At 39.3% G+C, this 19,230-nt stretch carries 16 protein-coding genes and 2 tRNA genes; 1 reads left to right on the top strand and 17 read right to left on the bottom strand.

Annotated elements, in window-relative coordinates:
* Positions 1–10 precede the first annotated feature (10 nt).
* Complete coding sequence (locus D8836_RS01640; protein ID WP_045597041.1) at positions 11–1,120, bottom strand: AI-2E family transporter; 1,110 nt, start codon at positions 1,118–1,120, stop codon at positions 11–13.
* A 102-nt stretch (positions 1,121–1,222) separates the two neighbouring features.
* Between D8836_RS01640 and pbp3 the strand changes: the two genes are divergently transcribed.
* A complete protein-coding gene (gene pbp3 / locus D8836_RS01645) occupies positions 1,223–2,464 on the top strand; it encodes a D-alanyl-D-alanine carboxypeptidase PBP3 (protein WP_125392944.1) in 1,242 nt (413 codons plus the stop codon).
* Positions 2,465–2,548: 84 nt separating this feature from the next.
* Here the strand turns inward: pbp3 and sufB are convergent, their stop codons facing one another.
* From sufB to D8836_RS01725, 16 genes are all read right to left on the bottom strand, one after another.
* Complete coding sequence (gene sufB, locus D8836_RS01650; RefSeq protein WP_000797054.1) at positions 2,549–3,961, bottom strand: Fe-S cluster assembly protein SufB; 1,413 nt, start codon at positions 3,959–3,961, stop codon at positions 2,549–2,551.
* A 57-nt stretch (positions 3,962–4,018) separates the two neighbouring features.
* Positions 4,019–4,459, bottom strand: a complete 441-nt coding sequence (gene sufU, locus D8836_RS01655) for a Fe-S cluster assembly sulfur transfer protein SufU (protein WP_125392945.1) — start codon at positions 4,457–4,459, stop codon at positions 4,019–4,021.
* Complete coding sequence (locus D8836_RS01660; protein WP_125392946.1) at positions 4,446–5,672, bottom strand: cysteine desulfurase; 1,227 nt, start codon at positions 5,670–5,672, stop codon at positions 4,446–4,448. The genes sufU and D8836_RS01660 overlap by 14 nt, the downstream gene beginning before the upstream one ends.
* A 10-nt stretch (positions 5,673–5,682) precedes the next feature.
* On the bottom strand, positions 5,683–6,945 hold the full coding sequence (gene sufD, locus D8836_RS01665; protein WP_125392947.1) for a Fe-S cluster assembly protein SufD: 1,263 nt from the start codon (positions 6,943–6,945) through the stop codon (positions 5,683–5,685).
* Between the two features lie 27 nt (positions 6,946–6,972).
* A complete protein-coding gene (sufC, locus tag D8836_RS01670) occupies positions 6,973–7,743 on the bottom strand; it encodes a Fe-S cluster assembly ATPase SufC (RefSeq protein WP_000114489.1) in 771 nt (256 codons plus the stop codon).
* A 151-nt stretch (positions 7,744–7,894) separates the two neighbouring features.
* Entirely contained in the window at positions 7,895–8,089 is a 195-nt protein-coding gene (locus D8836_RS01675) for a DUF3272 domain-containing protein (protein ID WP_001081602.1), read from the bottom strand.
* 27 nt (positions 8,090–8,116) lie between these two features.
* Positions 8,117–9,772 (bottom strand): DNA polymerase III subunit gamma/tau, encoded by a 1,656-nt coding sequence (gene dnaX, locus D8836_RS01680; protein WP_125392948.1) that lies wholly within the window; start codon positions 9,770–9,772, stop codon positions 8,117–8,119.
* A complete protein-coding gene (locus D8836_RS01685; RefSeq protein WP_125392949.1) occupies positions 9,772–10,269 on the bottom strand; it encodes a GAF domain-containing protein in 498 nt (165 codons plus the stop codon). Before D8836_RS01685 ends, dnaX begins: the two co-directional genes overlap by 1 nt.
* 85 nt (positions 10,270–10,354) lie before the next feature.
* On the bottom strand, positions 10,355–11,557 hold the full coding sequence (rpsA, locus tag D8836_RS01690; RefSeq protein WP_001001635.1) for a 30S ribosomal protein S1: 1,203 nt from the start codon (positions 11,555–11,557) through the stop codon (positions 10,355–10,357).
* A gap of 161 nt (positions 11,558–11,718) precedes the next feature.
* Positions 11,719–11,790 (bottom strand) — tRNA-Gln (locus D8836_RS01695).
* Positions 11,791–11,799: 9 nt separating this feature from the next.
* Positions 11,800–11,880: transfer RNA gene (locus tag D8836_RS01700), tRNA-Tyr, on the bottom strand.
* 49 nt (positions 11,881–11,929) lie between these two features.
* Positions 11,930–12,160, bottom strand: a complete 231-nt coding sequence (locus D8836_RS01705; protein ID WP_125392950.1) for a DUF2969 domain-containing protein — start codon at positions 12,158–12,160, stop codon at positions 11,930–11,932.
* 97 nt (positions 12,161–12,257) lie between these two features.
* Complete coding sequence (locus D8836_RS01710) at positions 12,258–14,225, bottom strand: peptide ABC transporter substrate-binding protein (protein WP_000837408.1); 1,968 nt, start codon at positions 14,223–14,225, stop codon at positions 12,258–12,260.
* A 22-nt stretch (positions 14,226–14,247) separates the two neighbouring features.
* Positions 14,248–15,270, bottom strand: a complete 1,023-nt coding sequence (locus tag D8836_RS01715; RefSeq protein ID WP_125392951.1) for a branched-chain amino acid aminotransferase — start codon at positions 15,268–15,270, stop codon at positions 14,248–14,250.
* Positions 15,271–15,404: 134 nt separating this feature from the next.
* Positions 15,405–17,876, bottom strand: a complete 2,472-nt coding sequence (parC, locus tag D8836_RS01720; RefSeq protein WP_125392952.1) for a DNA topoisomerase IV subunit A — start codon at positions 17,874–17,876, stop codon at positions 15,405–15,407.
* Between the two features lie 114 nt (positions 17,877–17,990).
* On the bottom strand, positions 17,991–19,184 hold the full coding sequence (locus D8836_RS01725; protein ID WP_125392953.1) for a hypothetical protein: 1,194 nt from the start codon (positions 19,182–19,184) through the stop codon (positions 17,991–17,993).
* Between the last annotated feature and the right edge of the window lie 46 nt (positions 19,185–19,230).

The following is a 19,230-nucleotide window of genomic DNA, read 5'->3' on the forward strand; positions in this document are numbered from 1 at the left end:
TTCCTGACTTTTACTTAGCTAATTCTCTTTCTCGTTCTTTCATTATTTTATGATTTTCATACAAACGTGATAAAAACTTAGAAATTTCTTTTAAGATAGAATAGGTTGGTACTGCAACAATCATACCAATGACACCATAAATATTACTTGATAACAAAAGTAATACTAAAATCGTAATTGGATGGACTTTCATCACACCACCTACGATACGAGGGTAGAGAATATTTCCATCCACTTGTTGAATAATCAACATATAAACAACTGCAATCAGCATTCTATGGGGATCAGTAAAGACATTGGCGATAATCATCGGAATCAAACCAATACTTGGACCTACATAAGGAATGAGATTGGCTAATCCTGAAAAGATAGCGAAGACCAAAGCGTATTTCAAACCGATTACGCTATATCCGATAAAGGCCAAACAGCCAATAATAATCGCATCAATGGCAACTCCACTAATATATCGAGCGATTGTAGCATTCAAATTTTTTAAAAGACCTGTAATATGCAACTTATCTCGCTTTAAAACAGTACGTTCAAGCATCGGCAAGAATTTGTGACCATCTAACAAAAAATAAATTAAAAATACAGGGGTCATGATAATAATCAAAACAGTACTAAAGAGCGCAGATAGGACACTTCCAACACTATTCGTTACACTATTTAGGATATTCTGTAGAATATCTACATAGGAGAGATTTAACTGTTGAATAGTCGCTTGAATATCCAAATTTTGAAAGGCTGGATAAGTGGATAAATCGATAATCAAATCTTGCAGACGACTGTAGATTGTCTGACTTGTTGCTATCAAACTTGTCAACTGATTAATCAAAATCGGTAAGAGATAGACTACCCCAATGACTAGACCCCAGACCAAGGCGCACAAGGTCAGTAGAATACCAATGATACGGTTAATTTTGAAATACTTTTGTAAAAAATTTACAATAGGATTGGTCAAATAATATAAAAAACCACCTAGAAGAAAGGGAATCATTATAGTGTTTGCGACGCTTACAAAAGGTGTAATAATCGCTCCCATCTCTCTCCATAAATAAAAGATGATGGTTAATAGTAAAATCTCACTGGTCCAAAAAAATAATTTATTCTTACGAAACATGAAGTACCTCCATTCATCTATTTTACCACACTTTCAAAAAAGCTTCTTTCTTATATCATGAAACTGGGAATATTTTTTTCTTTATGATAGAATAAACTTACTATGAAAAAAATAATTTTAACTCTCCTAAGCCTTTCCGTTATTGGCTCAGCATCTACTGTTGCTGCTCAAGATTTTAATATTGCTGCTAAGCATGCAATTGCCGTTGAGGCGAATACTGGTAAAATTCTCTATGAGAAAGATGCAACCCAGCCAGTTGAAATTGCTTCAATCACAAAGTTAATTACTGTTTATCTTGTCTATGAAGCCTTGGAAAACGGAAGTATTACACTATCAACTCCGGTAGATATCTCTGATTATCCATACAAATTAACGACAAATTCTGAAGCAAGTAACGTTCCTATGGAAGCTCGTAATTATACCGTTGAACAGCTACTTGAAGCAACACTGGTATCTAGTGCCAACAGTGCAGCTATCGCCCTAGCTGAGAAAATTGCTGGCTCAGAAAAAGATTTCGTCGATATGATGCGGGCAAAACTCTTGGAATGGGGAATTCAGGATGCCACTGTTGTTAATACAACAGGTCTTAACAATGAGACTCTAGGGGATAACATTTACCCGGGCTCTAAAAAAGATGATGAAAATAAGCTCAGTGCTTATGATGTCGCTATCGTTGCTCGCAACCTCATCAAAAAATACCCACAAGTCTTAGAAATCACTAAAAAACCTTCATCTACTTTTGCTGGAATGACAATCACTTCTACCAACTACATGTTAGAAGGTATGCCTGCTTATCGCGGTGGTTTTGATGGCCTTAAGACAGGAACAACAGACAAAGCTGGAGAATCTTTTGTTGGTACTACTGTCGAAAAAGGGATGAGGGTTATCACAGTTGTTTTAAATGCAGATCATCAAGACAATAATCCCTACGCTCGCTTCACTGCTACATCTTCACTAATGGATTATATCTCTTCTACATTCACACTTCGCAAAATTGTTCAAAAAGGCGATGCCTACCAAGATAGCAAAGCACCTGTACAAGATGGAAAAGAAAATATGGTCACTGCCGTTGCCAAAGATGATATCTCTCTAATTGAACGTGTTGGGAGTCAATCTTCCCAATCTGTTCAATTCACACCTGATTCTAAAGCAATCCCAGCACCACTTGAAGCCGGAACAGTGGTTGGACATTTGACTTATGAAGACAAGGACTTGATTGGTCAAGGTTACATTACCACAGAACGTCCTAGTTTTGAAATGGTAGCAGAAAAGAAAGTTGAAAAAGCCTTCTTCTTAAAAGTTTGGTGGAATCAGTTTATCCGCTTCATCAACGAAAAATTATAAAAAAATCGCGATTTTAAACCGCGATTTTTTTGTTACAAGTTCATCTTCAAAGTCCTTGATTTTTAGTAAATCTAAAATCAAATTTTATCCGACTGACCCTTCCATTTCATAGCTAATCAAGCGGTTCAGCTCAACTGCATATTCCATTGGAAGTTCTTTCGTGAAGGGCTCCACAAATCCCATGACAATCATCTCTGTCGCTTCTGATTCTGACAATCCACGGCTCATGAGGTAATAGAGTTGCTCTTCTGAAATCTTAGATACCTTAGCTTCGTGTTCCAAAGCGACTTGTGAGTTGTGAATTTCATTAAACGGAATGGTATCTGATGCTGATAAGTCATCCATGATAATGGTATCACACTCGATGTGAGAAACAGATTTCTTAGAGTTCTTGTTGAAGGTTACTTGTCCACGGTAGTCAACCTTCCCTCCGCCTTTAGCGATGGATTTAGACACGATAGACGAGCTTGTATGTGGAGCATTGTGTATCATCTTAGCACCAGTATCTTGGTGTTGCCCTGCATTAGCAAAGGCAATAGAAAGCATGGTACCACGCGCCCCTTCTCCATCTAGGTAAACAGATGGGTATTTCATAGTTGTCTTGGCACCCAAGTTTCCATCAATCCACTCAACAGTAGCATCTTTTTGAGCCTTAGCGCGTTTTGTAACCAAGTTATAGACGTTATCAGACCAGTTTTGGATGGTTGTATAACGCATATAAGCACCATCTAAGGCAAATATTTCTACGATGGCCGCATGCAAGCTGTTACTTGAATAAGTTGGCGCTGTACATCCTTCTACATAATGGACACTTGCTCCTTCATCAACTATAATCAAGGTACGTTCAAACTGACCAGTATTTTCGTTGTTGATACGGAAGTAAGTTTGAAGAGGAATATCTACCTTGACCCCTTTTGGTACGTAGATAAAGGTTCCACCTGACCACACTGCCGAGTTAAGAGCTGCCAACTTGTTATCAGTCGGCGGTACCAACTTGGCAAAGTATTGTTTAAACAAGTCAGGGTATTCCTTGAGGGCAGAATCCGTATCTGTAAAGATAATCCCCAATTTTTGGAACTCTTCCTTCATGTTGTGGTAAACCACTTCTGACTCATACTGGGCAGAGGCACCAGCTAGATAAGCACGCTCAGCTTCAGGAATCCCGATACGTTCAAAGGTTTCTTTAATTTTTTCAGGAACCTCATCCCATGAACGAGCTGGTTTATCAGATGGTTTTTGGTAGTAGATCAAGTCATCAAAATCAATCTCTGACAAGTCTGCTCCCCAAGTTTGCATGGGCATTTTTTTGAAGGTTTCATAAGACTTCAAACGGAATTCTAGCATCCACTCAGGTTCTCCCTTTGCAGCTGATAGTTCACGAATGACATCTTCATTCAATCCTTTTCCTGTCGATAGGACAGGCTCTACATCATCATGGAAACCAAATTTATATTCACCAAGGTCAATTGGTTTTGGTTCTACTCTTTCTTCAGCCATAATATCCTTTCTTTCATTCTTCATTTCTACTGATTCATAAGACAAAAGAAACTTGCCTTACTTGTTTTCTTGATTTTCAATTGTTTTCTTCAGGGCGTTCCAAGCTAGGGTTGCACACTTGATTCGTTGAGGGAATTTGGCAACACCTGACAAGAAAGCTGCATCGCCTAGTTGGTCTTGGCGTTCATCTTTTTGCCCTTGAACCATTTCAGAAAAAATAGTTGCAAGTTCTAAAATTTCTTGTTTGGTTTTTCCTAAAACTGCGTCCGTCATCATACTAGCAGATGCTGTAGAGATGGTGCAACCTGAGTTTAGAAAAGCGATATCCTCCAAACGATCCTCTGCATCAAATTTGACAGAGAGATTGATAACATCCCCACAAGTCGGATTGTTGAGACTGATTTGCTCAGCGTCTTCCAACTTCCCTTGGTGATGTGGATTTTTCGAATGGTCCGCTACCACTGCCATATAAAGGCTATCTAGTTTAGAAAGTGCCATTGAAAAACTCCTTTGTCTTTTGTAAGGCATCGACTAGCTTGTCGCAATCTGCCTTGGTATTGTAGATATAAAAACTTGCACGAGCTGTCGCTGGGACATCCAAATACTGGAGCAAAGGTTGCGCACAATGGTGACCTGCTCGAACTGCTACTCCTTCATAATCCAAAGCAGTCGCAAGGTCGTGCGGATGAAGGTCACCTAGGTTAAAAGCAATGACACCTGAACGTTGAGCCAAGTCCTGTGAACCATAAATGGTCAGTCCTTCAATCGCCTGCAGTTTTGGATAGACGTATGCGATCAATTCTTGTTCATGGGCTTCAATCGCATCCATACCAATCTTTTCAAGATAATCTACTGCCGCAGCAAGTCCAATTGCACCTGCCATATTGGGAGTTCCTGCCTCGAATTTCCAAGGTAATTCCTTCCAACTAGCAGATTGCTCATAGACGAAATCAATCATCTCACCGCCAAACTCAACTGGTGACATTTGCTCCAGATACTTTTCTTTTCCATAAAGAACACCGATACCAGTCGGACCAGCCATCTTGTGACCCGAAAAGGCAAAGAAGTCCACATCCAAATCCTGGACATCAATCTTCATATGGGGTGTAGACTGAGCACCATCCACCACCATGACGGCTCCCACTTGGTGGGCCAATTGAGTGATTTCTTTGATTGGATTGACCACACCAAGAACATTTGAGGAGTGAGCAAGGGAGACAAACTTAACTTTATCAGTCAATTTAGCTCGCAAATCATCCATATCCAGAGCTCCATTCTTGAGATAGACATAGACAAGCTCTGCCCCAGTCTTACGGCAGGCTTCCTGCCATGGAATGATATTGGAATGGTGTTCCATGACGGAAATCAAGACCTGGTCTCCCTCAGTCAAGACTTCCTCAGCGAAACGTGCAACCCAGTTGAGACTGGTCGTAGTTCCTCTAGTAAAGAGAACTTCCTTTGTAGAGCCTGCATTGATAAACTTACGAATGGTTTCACGAGCCGCCTCATAAGAAGCTGTTGCCCTTTCTGCCAAGGTATGAACGCCACGATGAACATTGGCATTGTCGTTCTCATAGTAGCAGTTAATCGTCTCCAGAACTGCTAGTGGTTTTTGTGTCGTCGCAGCATTGTCCAAATAAACCAATGGTTCATCATTAACAATCTGGTCTAAAATTGGAAAATCCTTGCGAATCACTTCTACATCTAACATAGGCTTCCCCTTAGCGTTTTGACAATTTTTCTTCGATAGTTGCAATCATTTCATCACGAACTTCCTTGACTGGAATCTCAACGATTACAGATCCAAGGAAACCACGGACAACCAAACGTTCTGCAGTTGCCTTGTCCAAGCCACGACTCATGAGGTAGTACATATCTTCTGGGTCCACCTGACCGATAGAAGCCGCATGGCCTGCAGTAACATCATTTTCATCAATTAAAAGAATTGGATTGGCATCTGAACGCGCTTGGTCTGAAAGCATAAGAACACGGCTCTCTTGTTGCGCATCTGATCCCTTGGCACCCTTGATAATGTGGCCGATGCCATTGAAGGTCAAGGTTGCTTTTTCAAGAATAACCCCATGTTGTAGGATATTTCCGATTGAATTACAACCATAGTTGGTCACTCGAGTATCAATCCCTTGTACCTGACGGCCACTTGAAAGAGCTACGACTTTAAGGTCCGCATGGCTACCATTTCCAATCAAGTCGCTATCAAAGTCCGCAACGACGTTCCCTTCGTTCATGACACCGATTGCCCAGTCAATGCTTGCATCGTTGCCTAATTTACCACGACGGCTAATGTAAGCAGTGACGTTTTCACCTAGACGGTCAATCGCAGCAAACTTCACTTGAGCACCAGAACGTGCAATCACTTCTACTGTGATATTGGCAGTTGCTTTGGCACTTCCTTTACCGCGTGACTCTAAACGCTCCAGATAACTAATCTTAGAATTTTTACCAGCGATAATCATAATATGCTTGTTAAACGGCACATCGCTATCGCTGTCTTGATAGAAAATTCCTTCGATTGGTTCTTTAATCTCAACATTATCAGGAATGTAGAGAACAGCACCACTATTGAAATAAGCTGTATGGTAGGCTGCCAACTTGTCATCGTCATATTTAACAGATGACATGAAGAATTCTTCTACGAGTTCTGGAATTTCTTCTAAAGCTGAATGGAAGTCTGTAAAGACAACACCCTGTTCAGCCAACTCAACTGGAATTTGCTCAAAAACAGTTTGAGTTCCTACTTGCACCAACTTCAAGTGGTTATCTAGTGCAGTGAAATCTGGAACATTTGCTAATGGCTCACTTTCTGTAATCGTTCCATCACCCAGATTCCAACGGTGGAATTTGACACGCTCAATAACTGGTAATTCCAAAGTCTCAATCTTGTCAAAAGCTTTTTGACGGAGATCAGCCAACCAGCTTGGTTCAGCGTGCATTTCTGAAAAAAGTTTAATATTTTCTTTAGTCATTTACTTCTCCTAAAAGATACGAGGAAATTACAATTCTTCCTTGTAGTCGTAGCCAAGTTCTTCAGCTAGTTTTGCGTATCCTTCACGTTCCAAACGCGCAGCCAATTCTGGACCACCAGAAAGGACAACACGACCTTCCATCATCACGTGTACCACATCAGGTGTGATGTAGTTCAAAAGGCGTTGGTAGTGAGTGATAATCATAGCACCAAAGCCTTCACCACGCATAGCATTAACACCTTTAGAAACAACTTTAAGGGCATCAATATCAAGACCAGAGTCAATCTCATCCAAAAGGGCAAATGTTGGTTCCAACATCAAAAGTTGAAGAATTTCATTACGTTTTTTCTCACCACCAGAGAAGCCTTCGTTGAGGTAACGCTCAGCCATTTCTTCTTTCATATTAAGCAATTCCATTTTTTCATCTAGCTTAGTGATGAACTCGCGAACTGAAATCTTTTCATCATCTTCTTTACCAGCATTCATAGCTGCACGAAGAAACTCAGCGTTAGTAATACCAGGAATTTCTGATGGATATTGCATAGCAAGGAAAAGTCCCATACGCGCACGCTCGTCAACTTCCAACTCAAGGATGTTTACGCCATCAAACAAGACTTCACCTTTGGTAACTTCATAGTTTGGATTTCCCATGATAGCGGCAGAAAGAGTTGATTTACCAGTACCATTTGGTCCCATGATAGCGGCGATTTCTCCTGTTTTCAGGGTCAGGTTAACCCCTTTTAAAATTTCTTTTCCTTCAATCTCAACGTGAAGATCTTTGATCTCTAATACTGACATGATAGTTCCTTTCTTTTTCAAGGCCTTTACCAGAACTCACTAGAAACATACTTGATTTCCCTAGAAAATACGGTAAAAGGTCAATAAATATACTTTTATAGTATAACAAAAAAAAGCCTAAAAGGCTTTGATTTTGTCTAGAAGCTGAGGACTAGTCTTTTCCTTTTAAATGCTGGTCAATGACATCTACAATCTTGCCCATCAAGTAACTAACTCGGAAATTTCTGAAGAGCAAAATGGCCCAAAAGGCTGCCATAATATAGCGACCAGTCATCCAGGCTTCATTGAAAAAATAGGTCTCAGCAGCTGTAAACAGCGCGATGATAATAAATTGTTGTCTATTCATAAACTTATTGTATCATGAAATCTTTCTTTAGTCTTCCTCTACCTTCACTTTATCAGCCAAAAATTCAAATCCTTCTGGAATCAGACTTTCTTCTACTTCTTTTTCAGTTTGAGAAGATTTGGCTTTGGCTGAAAAGGCTGTGCGAACTTCTTTCCATTCCTCCATGGAAATAGCTAAAATCTCGGGTGAAAAACCTGCTGCCTGACTGAGGATGTTGCCAAACATGGTGTTGAGATTGTCCCGTTTCATGGTTTGACCAGCATTGAAGTTAGATTCAAAAGCAAGAATAGCATGGTGTTCATTGGCTGCAACCGGTTGAGAACCAACTAGCAGAGCCTTATCAGGACCTCCAAGACTTTCAATCACCTCTCCCCAAGCATTCTGCAAGCGAATCAGATTTTGACGTGCTAAATCAGGATTTTCGACAGCCTCTTGTAAGATAGATTGAACTTTATTGCGATCCACACGATAGACTGTTTTGCCTGCTGTTGGACGACTAGGAGCTGGATTTGTTGGCTTGGGTACGGTTCCCACATTTGCAAGTTCTTGCTTAAGATGCGCAACTTCCTGTCTCAGTGCAGCAATTTCACTTTCAACTGCCCCTGAAAGAGCTGGTTCAGGCTTAATCTCTGCCAAACGGATAGTCATCATCTCAGCATAAATCTTTGGCTGCAAACTAGACTTAATATCTGCTAAACTCACTGTCGCTAAGCGAATCATTTCAAACAGATTTTCTTGAGGAAGTGTCAAATTTTCTACAAAGACTGGACTATGATGAGTGTTTTCTCCACCTGTTTGGACAATTAACAAGTCTCTTAAATAGTGCAAAAGGTCGGTCACAAAACGAGTCATGCTCTTACCATTGTCAAAAAGAAGATTCAAACATGCTAGGGCCTTTGAAACATCCTGTTGAGACAAGGCGGCCACATAATCATCCAAGGCTGATAGACTAATGGTGCCAGTAATTTCTTCAGAGATAGCAGTCGTCAGCTCGTTTCCCTGTGTCAAACTTAGGGCTTGATCCAAAATAGACAAGGCGTCCCGCATTCCACCTTCAGCTCGTCTAGCGATAATTTCCACAGCCTCTGGTTCAGAACTGATATTTTCTTTTTCTAAGATATAGCGGATATGTTCCTTAATATCCTGTGTCTTAATTGATTTAAATTCAAAACGTTGCACACGGGATAGAATAGTCGCAGGTATCTTGTGCAATTCAGTAGTAGCCAAAATAAAGACCACATTCTGTGTTGGCTCTTCTAACGTCTTTAGGAGGGCATTAAAAGCTCCTGTAGACAGCATGTGAACCTCATCTATGATATAGACCTTATAACGAGCAAGGCTAGGCGCATAGGTAGATTTATCACGAATTTCACGGATTTCATCCACCCCGTTATTAGAGGCTGCATCCATTTCAATGACATCTTCTAAACTACCATCCGTCACTGCTTGACAAATATAGCAGTTATTACAAGGTTCCCCACCCACTTGATTGGGACAGTTCATAGCTTTGGCAAAGATCTTAGCCACACTAGTTTTTCCCGTTCCACGTGGACCAGAGAAAAGATAGGCATGACTTATTTTCTCTTGCTCTACTGCTTGTTTAAGAGTCTTAGCCACAACTTCCTGTCCAACCAACTGGGAGAAGTTTTGACTTCTATATTTTCGATAAAGTGCTTGATACATTAGGCTTTCTCCCCAAACATTGTAAAGTCCCATTCTGTCTTTTCAAGCAAAATAGCGACAAATTGTTCCAAATAATCTCGATCCATAGCATCATAATCATCAATCTCTGAAGAATCCAGATCCAGAACCCCGAGCAATTGACCATTCTTAACCATCGGAACAACAATTTCACTTTTAGCTCGACTATCACAAGAAATATAGTTGGGATAAGTTGTTACATTACCAACCAGAACAGTTTCCTGAAAGTGGGCTGCCTCACCACAAACACCTTTGCCTAGTGAGATACGGATACAGGAAACACCTCCTTGGAAAGGACCTAAAATCAATTCCTTTCCATCGAACAGATAAAAGCCTGCAAATACGGTATTAGGAAAGCGTGATTTTAAAAGAGCACTGGCGTTGGAAAGATTAGCCAAAACATTGGTTTCACCATCCAATAAAAAAGAGAGACCCTCATTCAACATTTGATAACGTGATTGTTTTTCTGATTCTAACATAGAACTATTATATCAAAAAAGACTTACAGACAAAAGAAAAATCCCTTGTTTAGAAAACAAAGGATTTTGTGAATTTTCAATTTGATTAAAGTTCGATATCACCGAACAAGTCAGCCATTGAGAATCCTGTTTGTGTTTCTGGAAGTTCGAAATCACGTTTTTCTTGACGTTTTGGACGACGTGGACGAGCAGCACGTTTTTCTTCTTTTTGTCCTTCTTCTTGAGCTGGACGCTCTTCAAGAGCTTTGATAGAAAGTGATACGCGCTCTGCATCTGCGTTAACTTCAAGAACTTTAACTTGAACTTCTTGACCAACTTTAAGTGCTTCTTTAGGATTTTCAATACGTTTGTGTGAAATTTGTGATACGTGAACAAGTCCATCGATACCTGGCAATACTTCAACAAATGCACCGAAGTCAGTCAAACGTTTAACTGTTCCTTCTACTACATCACCTTTAGCCAATTTTTGCTCAACGCCATCCCATGGTCCAGGTGTTGTTGCTTTAAGTGAAAGTGATACACGTCCTTCTTCTTCGTTAAGATCAAGGATTTTCACTTCAATTTCTTCACCAACAGTTACAACTGATTTTGGTGATACGTTACGTTCATGTGACAATTCAGTCAAGTGAACAAGTCCGTCAACACCACCAAGGTCGATGAAAGCACCGAAGCTTGTGATACGTGCAACTTTACCAGTTACTACATCACCAACAGCCAATTTACCGAATACTTCAGCACGAGCTGCTGCTGTAGTTGCTTCAACAACTTCACGACGTGAAAGGATGAAGCGGTTTTCTTTAGCGTCAACTTCTTTGATTTTAGCGTCAAATTCTTGACCTACAAAACGTTCAGTGTTACGTACGAAACGAGTATCCAACATTGAAGCTGGGATAAATCCACGAACACCTTCAAATTCTACTGAAAGTCCACCTTTAACGGCACGAGTTCCTTTAACAGTAACAACTTCTTCTTCGCGACCAACAAGTTTGTCCCATGCTTTGCGAGCTTCAAGGCGTTTTTTAGATACAAGGTATGTAACTGTATCAGTATCTTTACCAACTACTTGACGAAGTACAAGAACATCCAATACTTCTCCTACTTTAACAAAGTCATTGATATCTGCATCGCGATCGTTTGTCAATTCGCGAAGAGTCAAGACACCTTCAACACCAGTTCCAGAGATTGCAACGTTAGCTTGAGTCGCATCAACTGTCAATACTTCAGCACTAACAACATCACCAGTCTCAACTTGGCTAACGCTATTTAGCAAATCTTCAAATTCGTTCATCTAAAAAATCCTCCAACAATCAAGTTTTTCTTAAACTTGACATACTTATAATTTTTTTCCTAAGCACCCGCAAGGACATGTTCATATCGTTCACGTCTTTCAATTATAAAAATAAAATACCCTAAGATATTTTGCTTTTTATCTTGATTATTACCTAAGAACTGGGGTAGCTGGATTCGAACCAACGCATGAGGGAGTCAAAGTCCCTTGCCTTACCGCTTGGCTATACCCCATTGATGAAATGGAGAGAGAGGGATTCGAACCCCCGAACCCGAAGGAGCGGATTTACAGTCCGCCGCGTTTAGCCTCTTCGCTATCTCTCCTACAATCAACATGGACTATTATATCATGAAAATTTCAAAAAAACAAGACTTATTTTGCTAAATTATAATTTTCAATCAAAATTTCCACAGCTTTTTNCAATTTTTTATAAAAACTATCGACATTCCCATTCTTTATGATGGCAAATTGTCCATCTAATTCGGCAATTTCTCCGATAACTTTTTTACCAATGGTCAAGGTATAGCCTTCAAAACTGTCTTTTCCTACATTAACTTTGGCATCTGCTACTTGAATTTCGATTTTTTTATCTTTCTTACTCATTTCATACCTCTCTTCACTTTTTCTATTTTACAAGAAAATCCCAAAACTAGCAAGAAAAAACTCTATATCGGGCTTGTCCGATATAGAGTTTTCCGCATTATTTAATGTGTTTTTCTAGTTCTTTTTGGTACTTACCATTTGATTCCAATTTTTCTTTTTGCCATTTTTTCAGTGCTTCTTCATATTCTTTTGTTGTAACAATATCTTTTTGCAATTTCATTCCTTTAAAGATATATGGGTCACCCTTAATACCAACTTGTGAGTATGGTTTTGAGAATGGCACGACATTACTTACAACTGGAGAACCACCAGATGAGGCTGTTGGCATCAATAATGAACTATCTGTCAACCAAGCTTGAGCCTTGGCATATTTTTCATAGCGTTCTTCAAGATTTGTAGTTTCTGAATCTGCATCATCCAATAATTTCTTATATTGGTCCAAACCAAGTTTCGCTACAACATCCTTATCTTTCCCTTTAGTAATACCAAGGTGTTTCATAGCAGAACCTGATTTAGGATCCATGATATTCAAGTAAGATGCTGGGTCTTGATAGCTTGGAGCCCATCCTGTACTGTTCAAATCATAATCTTTTTGAGAAGGAACACGCGCTTGAGAAGTGATTGTTTCCTTTTCATTATCTGTCATTTGAAGAACGTCGATGACAACATTTTCAGCACCAAGAGTTGATTCGATTGACTGTTTGAAAGAGTTGCTTTGTTGAACGGCGATGGTATCTGTTTGTTCAACTGGGACATCCAAGTGAATTGGGAATGTTACCCCTTTAGATTCCAAGTCTTTCTTAGCTTTTTCGAAAGCAGCTTTAGCCTTGTCAGGATTGTAGATAGAATCCTTACCGTCAACTAGCTCAACACCTTTCCATTGGTCACCATAGTTCACCAACTCTGCTTGAGCGATTTGACCAAAGTTTTTACCACCTGCTTGTACAAAGTTGTCAGGAACAAGGCTGTTACGAATAATCTTGTCCGCACCGTCTTCACCATTTAGCTGGGCAGCATAAGAATGGCGGTTGAAGGCAAAGTTGATAGCCTGACGGAAGTCCTTATTAAGCATAGCTTCTTTAGTAGAAGTCTTTTGCTCTTCACTTGTTTTTGCAGTTTTATTATATGACTGACGATTTACGTTAAAGGTGAAGTAATAGCTACTTGAATCCTGTGGGCTATAAGTGATTTTATCTCCGTATTGTTCCAAAGTAGAAGCAAAGTTTGAGCTACTTGGGAAGAGACGGGCTGTCGTATAAGCACCAGAAGAGAAGCTACGAATCAACGATTCCTGATCAGAACCATCGTAGTAAGTCAATTTAATCTTCTCGATTTTTACCTTTTCTTTATCCCAGTAATTTGGGTTTTTCTCGTATTCAATTAACGATTTAGACGTCAAGGTCTTCAAGATATAAGGACCATTGTAGAGAATTCCTGCTGGAGTAACTGCTCCATAATCTTTACCTGATGCCTTCAAAAACTCTTCATTTACAGGTAACATCGTTGCTGTAGTGACTTTAGAGTTCCAGAAGCTTTCTGGTTTGTTTAGGGTATATTCAACTGTGTAATCGTCCAAAGCCTTGACACCAACTGTAGAGAAATCATTGGTCTCACCAGTCATGTAGGCATCCAAGCCCTTGATTGAATTTTGAATCAGAGAAACACCGTCTGACTTGCCGTCAGCCACGTGTTTAAGCCCTGTCACAAAGTCATGAGCTGTTACTTCTGCATATTCTTCACCTTCTGAAGTGTACCATTTAACCCCTTTACGAAGTTTATAGGTATAAGTCAAACCATCTTTTGAGACAGACCAATCTTCAGCCAAGGAAGGGATAACATTTCCGTATTGGTCGTTTTCCATCAATCCATCAACCACGTTCCCGATGACATCTGTTGTAGATGTACGAGTCGCTATACTATAGTCCAAAGATGCTGGATCTACTGCATAGACATATGAAAATGTTGTCGGTGCATCTGCTTCTTTATCAGCTTTTCCACAAGCCACTAAAAGAGCTGTTGTACTCAGGACTACTCCTGCTGTTAAGAGCCACTTTTTCGATTTCATAAAAAATCTCCTTTAGTTTATTTTAATCTACTTTTACAATCCAACCTTCTGGCGCTTCAATATCGCCAAACTGAATTCCTGTCAATTCATCATATAATTTACGAGTCACAGGACCTACTTCTGTTTCACTATAGAATACATGGAAATCATCACCGTGCTGAATTCCACCAATTGGAGAAATCACTGCTGCTGTACCACAGGCACCTGCCTCTACAAAACGGTCAAGCTTATCAATTGGGACATCACCCTCAATAGGAGTTAAGCCCAAGCGATGTTCTGCCAAATAAAGCAAAGAATACTTGGTAATAGATGGCAAGATAGATGGACTCAATGGTGTTACAAATTCATTATCAGCTGTAATTCCAAAGAAGTTAGCTGATCCGACTTCTTCAATCTTTGTATGAGTTGATGGGTCTAGATAGATAACATCTGAAAAATGACGTGACTTGGCCAATTTTCCTGGCAAGAGACTGGCAGCATAGTTCCCACCAACCTTAGCCGCACCTGTACCATTTGGAGCAGCACGGTCGTATTCATCCTGAATCAAGAAGTTGGTTGGAACCAAACCACCCTTAAAGTAATTTCCAACTGGCATGGCAAAGATAGTGAAAATATACTCTTCTGCTGGTTTTACTCCGATAATATCTCCTACTCCAATCAAAAGAGGGCGAAGATATAAGGTTCCACCTGTTCCATATGGTGGTACGTATTCTTCATTCGCGCGGACAACTGCTTTACAAGCTTCTACAAACATTTCTGTGGAAACTTGGGGCATCAAGAGACGATTACAAGTACGTTGCAGACGTTTAGCATTTTCATCAGGACGGAACAGTTGAACACTGCCATCCTTAGTACGGTAAGCTTTTAAACCTTCGAATGCTTGTTGGCCATAGTGAAGACTTGGAGAAGACTCTGAAATATGCAAAGTTGCATCCTCTGTAAGCTCTCCTTGATTCCATTGTCCATTTTTAAAATGAGCAATATAGCGATAAGGTAATTTCATATAGGAAAAACCGAGATTTTCCCAATCAATCGTTACTGTCATATTCCACTCCTTATTCTAAAAACCTATTTCTTTTATTCTACACTATTTTTCTAAAATAGCAAGTATATTTTGTAATTTTCAGAAAATTTCTTCAATAAAAAGAACCAGCTCTTAGAACTGATTCTTCNTTTCACTTATTTAGCTTCAGTAAATACTTCTTTAAGATAAGCGTCAAAAACTTCTTCATCCGAAATCGTGTCAGAGATGAAGCTACCATTACTTGTGCGTTCTGACAGATTCAAGTCTTGTAGTCGACTTTCATAGATTGTTCCTTTGTTCGATTGGACAAGCAGCGTTTGGTCGTTCTCTTCCACTTCTGTACTGAAGAGATCACCAACAAATCCTTGCTCTGCAACTGATCCTGCTAAGAAGACACGATGCGGTTTGTTTTTCAACTCACGCAAGACTTGTAGTCCTCGTTTGGCACGGCTAGTTGCTGGAATTTCGTCAATAGAAACACGTTTCAAACTTCCACGCTGAGTCAAGAGGTAGAAGGATGAAGTGTTACAGATAAAGGCCGATTGGAGGGTATCATCTTCTTTCAGGTTCATAGCCTTGACACCTGCAGCCTTGGCACCGACAACAGGAACCTCTTCGATATTGAAACGCAGAGCATAACCGTTTTGGCTAATCAAGAGAACATCATCCAGTTTAATCGGAGCCACTGCTACAATCTGGTCTGTCTCGTCTTTGAGCTTAGCATACTTGACAGACTTAGACTTGTAGGTTCGCCATGGAGAGAACTCTTTGCGTTCTACCCGTTTAATTTGACCGAGACGAGTTGCAGTAAAGTAGGTTGTCGCATCATCAAACTGATCCACGACTTCCACATAAAGGATTTCTTCGTTAGTTTCAAAGTTTGTGATGGTTTGGCTCAGATGCTCTCCGATGTCCTTCCAGCGAATGTCTGCCAATTCATGGATTGGTCGATAAATGACATTTCCAAGAGTCGTGAACATCAAGAGATGCTGGGTAGTCTTAGCAGCTTGTACAAAGATCAAACGGTCATCATCACGTTTGCCAATTTCCTCTAGCGTTGAAGCTGCAAAAGAACGTGGACTGGTACGCTTGATATAACCTGCCTTGGTAACGCTGACATAGGTATCTTCCTCGGCGATCAGACTAGCTGTATCAATCTCAATTGCTTTCGCAGTGTCTTCTAAAGAACTCAAACGAGGAGTGGCAAATTTCTTCTTAACCTCACGAAGTTCTTTCTTCATGAGATTGTACATAGTCCGCTCATCACCGATAATAGCCGCAAGCATGGCAATCTTTTCACGAAGTTCTGCTTCTTCTTCCTGCAAGACAACCACATCGGTATTGGTCAAACGGTACAGTTGCAAGGTTACGATAGCCTCAGCCTGCTCTTCAGTAAAATCATAACTGACCTTGAGATTTTCCTTGGCGTCAGCCTTATTCTCAGAAGCACGGATAAGCGCAATGACTTCGTCCAAAATCGAAATCACACGAATCAAACCTTCAACGATATGGAGACGTTTCTCAGCCTTTTCCTTGTCAAAGCGTGAACGCGCCAAAATCACTTCACGACGGTGGGCAATATAGCTAGATAAAATTGGAACGATCCCAACCTGACGAGGCGTGAAATTGTCAATCGCCACCATATTAAAGTTGTAGTTGATTTGTAGGTCGGTGTATTTAAATAGGTAGTTGAGAACAAGCTCCGTATTGGCATCTTTTTTTAGCTCAATAGCAATACGTAGACCATCACGGTCAGACTCATCACGAACCTCAGCAATACCTGCCACCTTATTATTGACACGAACATCATCAATCTTCTTGACTAGATTGGCCTTATTGATTTCATAAGGAATCTCAGTAATAACAATTTGTTCCTTACCACCTTTTAGCTTTTCAACCTCAGTCTTTGAACGAACAACCACGCGCCCTTTCCCAGTTTCATAGGCCTTATTGATTTCATCACGACCCTGGATAATCCCTCCAGTCGGGAAGTCTGGCCCAGGCAAGAATTCCATGAGTTTATCCACCTTGGCAGTTGGGTGGTCAATCATATAGACCGCCGCATCGATGACCTCAGCTAAATTATGAGGTGGAATATCTGTGGCATAACCAGCCGAAATACCAGTCGAACCATTAACCAAAAGGTTTGGAAAGGCTGCTGGTAAAACAGTCGGCTCTTTCTCGGTATCGTCAAAGTTCCAAGCAAAAGGAACGGTCTTTTTATCGATATCCTGAAGAAGATAGCCTGCAATCTCAGACAAACGCGCCTCAGTATAACGCATAGCCGCAGGCGGATCTCCGTCCATAGAACCGTTATTACCGTGCATTTCAACTAAAATCTCACGATTTTTCCAGTCCTGTGACATACGAACCATGGCATCATAGATAGAAGAATCCCCGTGTGGGTGGAAATTCCCCATAATGTTCCCGACAGACTTGGCCGACTTGCGGTAACTCTTATCAAAGGTATTGCCATCCTTATTCATCGAATAAAGAATGCGGCGCTGAACCGGCTTCAATCCATCACGAATATCTGGCAAAGCCCGGTCTTGAATAATGTATTTGGAGTAGCGACCAAAGCGCTCTCCCATGATGTCCTCCAGGGACATATTTTGAATGTTAGACATGGTTATAAACCTTCTTAATTTAATAATTAGAATTATTTTTTAAAATATAAATATACAGTAAATTTTTTTATTTCTAGCTAAAGTTCTTTCCAGTTCTATTGTATTATTGCATTTTCATCTAGTATTTTTTTCCACCCTTAGAAAGAAACTTGTCAAATAGACTATAAAGAATATAATCAAAAAAATTATATTAAGACAATTAAGTTTTTCACTAACAAAAAGATAATAAACAATGAAAATGGAAAAAATTAAATATATTATAAAACAAATGATTGAGGGCCATTTTCTCTGGACTGGTACTAGCTTATATTGATATTTTTTAGAAAAATCACTTTTTTCATAAGTTATTCCCTCTGAGTACACATTCATTTGTGAATTAGAAAATAATATAAATAAAAGATAAATGATTACTGATAAAATTTTAATAAAAAGAATATTTATCATGTTAGTCTTTGGTTCTAAAGATAATAACCAAAGACTGCTTATCAGAAATATAGTTGGTAGTATAAAACCTAATAACCAGTCAAATGCACTAGATAAACAAGTAAATACAACCTCAATTTTTTTAAATATGAAAGCAAAATTATCAAAAACTGTTTCACCTACGGCTGCTTCCAACCGCTTATCAAAATTAGATTTTGAAAAATTTATTTTAGTATATACATACTCCTCAGTGTTTCCTTCCCTATGTTTTAACGCACCTTCAATAGTAGAAATTTCCGTATTTTCTTTATATTCCCAAATTGATTCTAATCTTTTCAACAAAGGGTATCTTTGCCCCTCTTTATTCAAATTATCAAAATTACTGATTATGTACATTGCTCTTAGTGAAAGAATTAATAACAAAAGTATCAAAATAATATTAAATAGATATTCATATTCACTCACACTATTGACTATATTTTGAAACGATTTTTGAATTTGTTCCCAAGTAGTTTCTGGTAATATCTTTGAGATAAATGTATTTGTACTTAAAAAAGTTAGGATTCCTATAATTATGTCCTTAATTGAAAAAGTTAACTGATTACCTTTTTTCTCTACAAATTTAATATAATCTTCAAATTCTTCCTTCGTGATACCATAATCTAATAACTTGGAGCGTAATTCAAATAGAATTCTATCAATCTCAAAAACTGTAGTATATTTTTTGTTTAATATAGTACCATTCATTCTATGCCAGTTCTTGTATTGTTTCTCAATTATAATAAACAACGGTGAATCATTAAATTTTTTACTTCTACGTTTCCTAAATTCGATAAAAGTTAAAAAAGCAATTAAAAACAGAACCATCGTTAGCGCTTCAGACATTGAATCCTCCTTTATCTAAACATCACGTTAGTTATTAGTGAGTGTA

This window comes from Streptococcus mitis, from assembly GCF_003942995.1.
In the GTDB taxonomy this organism is placed as follows: domain Bacteria; phylum Bacillota; class Bacilli; order Lactobacillales; family Streptococcaceae; genus Streptococcus; species Streptococcus mitis_CV.